General features: G+C 45.8%; 4 protein-coding genes and 1 pseudogene. All 5 read left to right on the top strand.

Annotated elements, in window-relative coordinates; genetic code table 11:
• Positions 1 to 620 (top strand): D-alanyl-D-alanine carboxypeptidase/D-alanyl-D-alanine endopeptidase (dacB, locus tag BTA30_RS20990; protein WP_076763793.1); only part of this gene is annotated, 620 nt, incomplete at its 5' end.
• 143 nt (positions 621 to 763) lie between these two features.
• Positions 764 to 2,260 (top strand): glycosyltransferase, encoded by a 1,497-nt coding sequence (locus BTA30_RS20985; protein WP_076763791.1) that lies wholly within the window; start codon positions 764 to 766, stop codon positions 2,258 to 2,260.
• 293 nt (positions 2,261 to 2,553) lie between these two features.
• Positions 2,554 to 4,779 carry a formate C-acetyltransferase gene (gene pflB / locus BTA30_RS20980; protein ID WP_076763789.1) on the top strand — a complete coding sequence of 742 codons (2,226 nt, stop codon included), beginning with the start codon at positions 2,554 to 2,556 and terminating at the stop codon, positions 4,777 to 4,779.
• A gap of 57 nt (positions 4,780 to 4,836) precedes the next feature.
• Positions 4,837 to 5,571, top strand: coding sequence for a pyruvate formate-lyase-activating protein (gene pflA / locus BTA30_RS20975; RefSeq protein ID WP_076763787.1), 735 nt, complete (start codon positions 4,837 to 4,839; stop codon positions 5,569 to 5,571).
• A 193-nt stretch (positions 5,572 to 5,764) separates the two neighbouring features.
• Positions 5,765 to 5,941, top strand: a pseudogene (locus BTA30_RS22850) (oligoribonuclease); the annotation flags it as partial.

The following is a 5,941-nucleotide window of genomic DNA, read 5'->3' as shown; positions in this document are numbered from 1 at the left end:
TCCATCGCCAAGGCATTAAAATCCTCGGAAAAGAAAAGACCGGCCAAACTCCCGCGAAAGCGCAGCGCCTTACGGTTCATCAATCCATGCCGCTTTCGGAGCTGATGATCCCTTTTATGAAGCTTAGCAACAACGGCCATGCCGAAACATTGGTAAAGGAAATGGGGAAGACGATCAAGAAAGAAGGCAGCTGGGACAAAGGCCTTGACGTATTGAAAACGGAACTTGATACATTTGGGATTGATCCAGACGGCTTGCTTCTCAGAGACGGTTCAGGAATTTCTCATATCAATTTCATTACTGCTCATCAGATCACAAAACTGCTGTATTCTATTCAGGATGAAAAATGGTTTTCGTCCTATGTCCGTTCACTGCCTGTTGCCGGAGCCAGCGACAGAATGGTCGGCGGGACATTGCGAAATCGAATGAAAAATCCTCCTGTCAAAGGCAAAGTCAGAGCAAAAACAGGATCGCTTTCAACGGTGAGTTCATTATCCGGCTATGTTGACACAACAAGCGGAGAAACATTGATTTTTTCCATCCTCTTAAACCAGCTGCTGGATGATGAAAAAGGAAAAGATATTGAAGACAGGATCGCTGAAATTTTAGCAGCCTCATAACAACAACCATGTTCATCAGGCAATGGGTGTTCGCTGCTTTTAAGGATTCTTCTGTTTATATCGCGCGTACTTTTTTCATACCCCGCCATATAATGCTAAGAGATTGAATTCCTATAAGTTTAACAACAGGTAGGGGGAAGCATATGAAAATATTGCTGGCTTATTATCGATACTCTCCACACACAAACGGCCCGTCCACCTATATTGATACACTGCGAAAAGATTTGGAAAATAAAGGACATACTGTCGATTTGTTGTCCCATGATCAAAAGTGGCTGAACATTCAAATCGCCAATCAGCAGACAGCTGATAAACACCGCTTGAAATGCGAGCTGATCCACCGCTTTCAAACATCCTATACAGCAAAATATCCGCTGTGGATCTATTGGAGGGAAATGGAGCGATACAGTTTGGAGCAAGCGGTGAGGCAGCTTGATTTAAATGGGTACGATTTGATTCACTGCCACGATTTTATGACGGGAAGAGCGATGGCCCGTTCCAAATCCCCTCGTACTCCGCTGATTGTATCGCTTCACAATTTCAAGTTTCATGAAACAAAAGTAACAGGGGAATTTGATGAGAAAACGAGACGTGAACAGCAGTATATGAAAATTGAAGAATACTTGGGCGCTATGTCGGGCGACTTGGTTGCCGTACCATGTAAATGGCTGAAAAATCAGCTGATTCAAATGGGTGTGACACCAACCAAAATCGAAGTCATTCCATATGGAATCGTAAAAGAGCCTTATACCCAAAACAAAAAAAAGCCGGCAAAACAAGAGCAGCATCAAGGTAAAAAAATCATCTTATGTCCCGCCCGGCTGGTACCTGTAAAAGGGCACCGCTATCTGATCGAAGCACTCTCTGAACTGCGCCGGGACAGAGACGATTTTCACTGTCTTATGGCAGGAGAAGGGCCGGAACTCCACACATTGCAGCAATTAACCGATAAGCTCGGAGCCGCTTCAGCTATTTCTTTTCTCGGAAAACGACATGACATCCCTCAATTAATGAATGACAGTGATATCATTGTTTTGCCTTCACTCCACGATACTTTTCCGCTCGTCCTCCTGGAAGGACAGTTTTCCGCAAAACCGATCCTTGCCGCAAATGCAGGCGGTATTAAAGAAATCATCAGCGACGGTGCTGACGGAATGCTCGTTCCCTCGGCTGACAGTGAAGCGCTCGCAGAAAAACTGCGCCTTTTGCTGGACGATGAAGCCATCCGTTTACAATTGGGAAAGCGAGCGCTGGATAAGGCAATCAAACATTGGGACATCAGCTTTCACATGGCATCGTTAGAACGGCTGTATGAGCGGTGCAAAGCACAAAACCGCCCATCCCATCCTCTTTCATCCAGTACCGGTCCTGATCTGGAGATCCTCAATCAAATCGACCCGGGGATGGCGGATGATACCGGTTTTATCCTAGCGGGAGAAATTCCGCCGCACCTTAGAAACCAGCTGGGGAGACAGAAACATTACATCCATGTATATGATTTGTCAGGTGTTTTGCTGCAAACAAAAGCACTCGGCCCCGAGGGAGCTTATGAGTTTCATCACCTCCCCGCCGGAAGCTACGTATTGAAGAGCACTCTTGAGTCGTTCGGCAACCAAACGATTTGTGTCGGCCGCAGTTAAAACAAATAGAAATAGTGCAGATGAAGCCGGCCGTTAATGCCGGCTTCATCGTGCTGATTCGAACTGCATTTCTATATAACAGTTTAACAAAATCGTCTATATGTTATATTACAGATAGCAACAGCTGGCAATGGTTAAAACCTTAAATTGTGTATGTTCAAAGAACTTTCTCAAACTTGTTAAGTATTTCACATGATTGTGTGACCTTTTTCACATTCAAACCTGTTATATTGATCATAAGATATAACTGCAACAACTGTTATATAAAATCTCAAAAAAAGAGGTGGATGAAAATGGAACAATGGAAAGGTTTCACCACAAATGTGTGGCAAAAAGAAGTAAACGTCAGTGATTTTATCCTCAAAAACTTCGAGCCGTATCAAGGTGACGAATCGTTTCTTGAGCCTCCAACCGAAGCCACATCAACATTATGGAACCAAGTCATGGATTTAACTAAAAAAGAGCGCGAAAACGGCGGAGTCCTTGATATGGATACGGAAATTGTATCTACGATCACATCGCACGGCCCGGGATTTTTGAACAAAGATCTTGAAGAGGTAGTCGGTGTCCAAACTGATGCACCGTTCAAGCGCTCGCTTCAGCCTTTTGGCGGCATCCGCATGGCAAAACAGGCCTGTGAATCTTACGGATTTGAATTAGATGCTGAAGTGGAAAGAATCTTTACGGATTATCGCAAAACCCATAACCAAGGCGTTTTTGACGCTTATACAGATGAAATGAAGCTCGCCCGAAAAGTCGGAATCATCACAGGTCTGCCGGACGCATACGGCCGCGGACGCATCATCGGCGATTACCGCCGGGTCGCCCTTTACGGCGTGGACTTTTTAATCAATGAAAAGAAAAAGGACCTCAGCGGAACAAGCGCTGTGATGGCGGAAGAAAATATCCAGCTCCGTGAAGAGCTGTCAGAGCAGATCCGCGCCTTGAATGAATTAAAAGAAATGGCCTTAAGCTACGGCTTCGATATTTCTCAGCCTGCCGCAAATGCAAAAGAAGCCTTTCAATGGCTTTACTTCGCTTATTTGGCAGCCATCAAAGAACAGAATGGAGCTGCAATGAGCCTGGGCCGCGTCTCCACTTTCCTGGATATTTATATTGAAAGGGACTTGCAGGAAGGCGTGCTGACAGAACACGAAGCCCAAGAGCTTGTCGACCACTTCGTCATGAAGCTGCGTTTAGTAAAATTCTCGCGCACACCTGATTACAATGAATTGTTCAGCGGCGATCCGACTTGGGTGACAGAATCAATCGGCGGGATGGCTCAAGACGGGCGTGCTCTTGTGACGAAGAACTCGTTCCGTTTCCTTCATACACTTGATAATTTGGGTCCTGCACCTGAACCGAATTTGACCGTGCTTTGGTCTGTGAGGCTACCGCAAAGCTTCAAAAATTACTGTTCGAAAATGTCCATTAAAACAAGCTCCATTCAATATGAAAATGACGATATCATGCGCCCTGAATATGGTGATGACTACGGTATCGCATGCTGTGTATCAGCCATGGAAATCGGCAGGCAAATGCAATTTTTCGGCGCACGAGCGAACTTGGCGAAAGCGCTTCTTTACGCGATTAACGGCGGGAAAGATGAAAAGCACAACATCCAAGTCGGACCGGAAATGCCTCCTGTCGCGTCTGATGTGCTGGATTATGATGAAGTCATGCATAAGTTTGACCAGACGATGGAATGGCTGGCAGGACTGTACATCAATACGCTGAACATCATCCATTACATGCATGACAAGTATAGCTATGAAAGAATTGAAATGGCTCTTCACGACACTCACATTCTGCGGACGATGGCAACGGGCATCGCAGGATTAAGCGTTGTGGCCGACTCGTTAAGCGCTATCAAATATGCCAAAGTAAAAGTGATTCGCGATGAAAATGGCATGGCCGTCGACTTTGAAACAGAAGGCGATTTCCCTAAATACGGAAACAATGATGACCGCGTGGACAGCATCGCTGTTGATATTGTTGAGCGCTTTATGAAAAAGCTGCGCAAACACCCAACATATCGCAGGTCGCTTCATACGATGTCCATTTTAACGATTACATCAAACGTCGTTTACGGCAAGAAAACAGGAAACACACCGGATGGCCGTCGGGGAGGGGAGCCATTTGCTCCGGGAGCAAATCCGATGCACGGGCGTGATACAAAAGGTACGCTTGCCTCACTGTCTTCCGTGGCAAAACTGCCTTACAGCTATGCGATGGACGGAATATCCAATACATTTTCCATCGTTCCGAAAGCACTCGGCAAAGATGAAGAAAACCGCGCTGCCAATTTATCCAGCATACTTGACGGGTATGCTGCCAAAACAGGCCATCACTTAAATGTGAACGTATTCAACAGAGACACATTATTGGATGCAATGGAACACCCTGAAGAATATCCGCAGCTGACCATCCGCGTATCAGGCTATGCGGTCAACTTTATTAAACTGACAAAAGAACAGCAGTTAGACGTGATCAGCAGGACTTTCCACGAGTCTATGTAATCAAATGGAGCGGAGCGTTCTCACGCTTCGCTTCCATTAAAAGAGGTGATCTTCATCATGAACGGAAACATTCATTCTATCGAGACCTTTGGGACGGTTGATGGACCCGGAATTCGATATGTCATCTTTACACAAGGGTGTCTCTTGCGCTGCCAATTTTGTCATAATGCCGATACTTGGGAGATCGGAGCCGGAAAACAAATGTCAGTTTCCGAAATCGTTCATGATGTCCAATCTTATCTCCCGTTTATTCAATCCTCAGGCGGCGGGATAACGGTCAGCGGAGGCGAACCGCTCCTGCAGCTTCCATTTGTAATTGAGCTGTTTAAAGCGTGCAAAAAGCTCGGCATCCATACGGCCCTTGATTCTTCCGGCGGATGCTATTCACGTGCGCGCTCATTCCAAAAACAGATCACAGAATTGATCAAATACACCGATCTCGTTTTGCTTGACATTAAACATATCAATCGCCAAAAACACATCAAGCTCACCGGGGTGCCAAACGATCATATTTTGGACTTTGCCGGTTTCTTAAACGAACAGCAAGTCCCAGTCTGGATTCGCCACGTATTGGTTCCCGGCATCTCAGACATTGATGCCGATTTAATCACGCTTGGAGAGTTTATTGGAACACTGGCGAATGTACAAAAGGTAGAGGTGCTCCCGTATCATAAGCTGGGTGTTTATAAATGGGAGGCGCTCGGAATAGAATACCCTTTGAAAGGGGTCGAGCCGCCGAGCGCTGAACGGGTTGAACATGCATACAGGCTCCTGACGCGAAATATGGCATGACAAGGCAGGGCAAAAGGGACAGACTTTATCTGAAAAGAAGCTGTCCTTTTTGTCTTCAGAAAGAAACATGGACATTTGCATAAAACCGCCGCATTTTTACAATAGTAAAACAGATGTCAGCTGAGAAAAAAGACGCCTGTCTCCATGTTAGGAGCTCTGGGCCGAAAATAAAAAAAGCAAGGTGGGCGGCAGCATGTATCATTTGTATTCTCATAATGATTTGGACGGAGTCGGCTGCGGAATTATCGCGAAGGTGGCATTTGGCGAACAGGTGGAAGTTCGCTACAATTCTGTCACCGGGCTGGATATGCAGGTCGAAAGGTTTTTACAAAGAGCGAAAGATAAAGGGAAATATCAGGATGGTTTATTG

The organism is Bacillus swezeyi, from assembly GCF_001969815.1.
In the GTDB taxonomy this organism is placed as follows: Bacteria; Bacillota; Bacilli; order Bacillales; family Bacillaceae; genus Bacillus; species Bacillus swezeyi.
Note: the sequence above shows the minus strand (reverse complement) of the source record. Positions and strands in the feature narration are given on the sequence as shown.

Excerpts from the sequence above, each read along its gene's own strand:
- BTA30_RS20985 (WP_076763791.1), top strand. The coding sequence starts at position 764 with ATGAAAATATTGCTGGCTTATTATCGATACTCTCCACACACAAACGGC.
- pflB (WP_076763789.1), top strand. The coding sequence starts at position 2,554 with ATGGAACAATGGAAAGGTTTCACCACAAATGTGTGGCAAAAAGAAGTA.
- pflA (WP_076763787.1), top strand. The coding sequence starts at position 4,837 with ATGAACGGAAACATTCATTCTATCGAGACCTTTGGGACGGTTGATGGA.